This is a genomic window from Paraburkholderia sp. (assembly GCF_049581445.1).
Taxonomy (GTDB): Bacteria; Pseudomonadota; Gammaproteobacteria; order Burkholderiales; family Burkholderiaceae; genus Paraburkholderia.
Genome location: NZ_JBAURZ010000128.1, coordinates 1 through 1,635, shown reverse-complemented (window position 1 = coordinate 1,635; position 1,635 = coordinate 1). Strand labels below are relative to the sequence as shown.

General features: G+C 63.9%; 2 protein-coding genes. Both read right to left on the bottom strand.

Annotation, left to right across the window (positions count from 1 at the left end; all coding sequences use genetic code 11):
• Positions 1-100: 100 nt before the first annotated feature.
• Positions 101-1,327: a substrate-binding domain-containing protein gene (locus WCA85_RS11870; RefSeq protein ID WP_424064043.1), complete on the bottom strand. Its 1,227-nt coding sequence runs from the start codon at positions 1,325-1,327 to the stop codon at positions 101-103.
• A 60-nt stretch (positions 1,328-1,387) separates the two neighbouring features.
• Positions 1,388-1,635 (bottom strand): aldehyde dehydrogenase family protein (locus WCA85_RS11865; RefSeq protein WP_424064041.1); only part of this gene is annotated, 248 nt, incomplete at its 5' end.

The window sequence follows — 1,635 nt, the reverse complement described above, 5'->3', positions numbered from 1 at the left end:
TCGATACGGCGACGCGGGGCGCGTGCGGCGCAGAACTGGACAATGGCGCCTCTTGGCTAGAATTGGGCCCGGCAAGCGGGAGCTTGCCGGGCCTTCTCCGTCAGAAGCACTTGCCATCGCACAGCTTGATGAGCGACGCAGGCGGATCTTCTTTGGTCACCTGCTTGAGCGCGCTCAGAAGGTCAATCTTCTTCACCCGCAGCGTCGGCACCGAGACATAGGGCGGCGTCTCCTTGCCAAGCAGGGCGAGCGCAGCGACTTTCGCTTCCGCGACGCCCTGATCGTAAGGCTGCTGGGCGCCGACCGCGAGGAATTCGCCGCGCGCCACATTGACGGCGCTGTCGGCGGCGAGATCGTTCGTCGTGATGATGATGTTGCGCCCGAGCGTCTTGGCGGCGGCGACGGCCTGCTGAGCCGGCGTGTCCCAGGCCACGAACATGCCCTTCAGGTTCGGATGGGCGGTGAGCATGCTCGTCGCCACCTCATAGGCCTTTTCGGGCGAAGTGAACGTGCCGACCTCCGCGACCTTGATGCCCGGATATTGAGCGAAGGCCTTGAGCGCCCCAACTTTCCGCGCCGCGACGGAATAATAATAGTCGTACACAAGCGTGAGAATGCCGACCTCGCCCTTGCCGCCGATCGCCTTGGCGAGCTCGTCGGCGGCGAAAAAGGCGTTCTTTTCATTGTCGGCCGCTACGACGGAGACGTAGTCCTTGCCCGGCGCCATGCCGACCGGGACGTTGTCGAGGAAGACAAGCTTGATGCCGGCGGCGGACGCCTTCTTGTAAGCTTCGGCCTCCGACTTGGGGTCGATCGGAATTGAGAAGATCACGCTGGGTTTGCGCGCGATCATCTGCTCGAGGTCGCTGATCTGCTGACCGACGTTGAATTTCGCGTCCGTCACGCCGATGACCTCGACCCCGTATTCCTTCAGCGTGTTGGTGATGCCCGCGGCCTGGAGATGCGGCCAGCCTGCATCCATCGTGTGCATGACGAGACCAGCGGTGTATTTGCCGGCCTTGAGCTTGGCGATGTCGTCGCTGGACAATTTCAGGGTGTCCGCCGAAACGGCCGGCGCGCCATTCGGAAACCCGGGCACGGCCTGGCCGGTCGGCGACAAGGGCGGGGGCTCCAGAAGCAGCTTGGCTTCAGGGGGAATGTTGTCCGGCCACTTGTAATCCGCGGCTGAGGCGCGAAGGGCGCCGGTCGCCAGGACCGCAAGCGCCAAAGCCGTTGTCATCCATCTCGTCTGCATGGTTTGTCCTCCCGTGGCGCGACCGGCCAAGTGGCCGCCCGCCTGCTGCGGCGTCGAAATCGCTTGGCGCATCCGCAGGCTGCGCAAGCGGCCGTCGCCGACGTCAAGCGTCGAAGACGGGATTGCGATCGGCTACTCGGCGTAGCTGTTGTAGAGCGTCTTTTTGTGCATGAAGCCCTCGGTCCCATGCTGTCCGTCCTCGCCGCCGAGACCGCTCTTGCGGAAGCCGGTATGGAAGCCATGCGGGCTCTCGCCAGACGGGCGGTTCACGTAGATTTCGCCGAATTCGAGCTCGCGCACCGCGCGCATGATCTTGCGATTGTCGCGGGTGAACAGATAGGCCGAGAGGCCGTAGTCGGAATCGTTGGAATAGGCGAGCG

Excerpts from the sequence above, each read along its gene's own strand:
- WCA85_RS11870 (WP_424064043.1), bottom strand. The coding sequence starts at position 1,327 with ATGCGCCAAGCGATTTCGACGCCGCAGCAGGCGGGCGGCCACTTGGCC.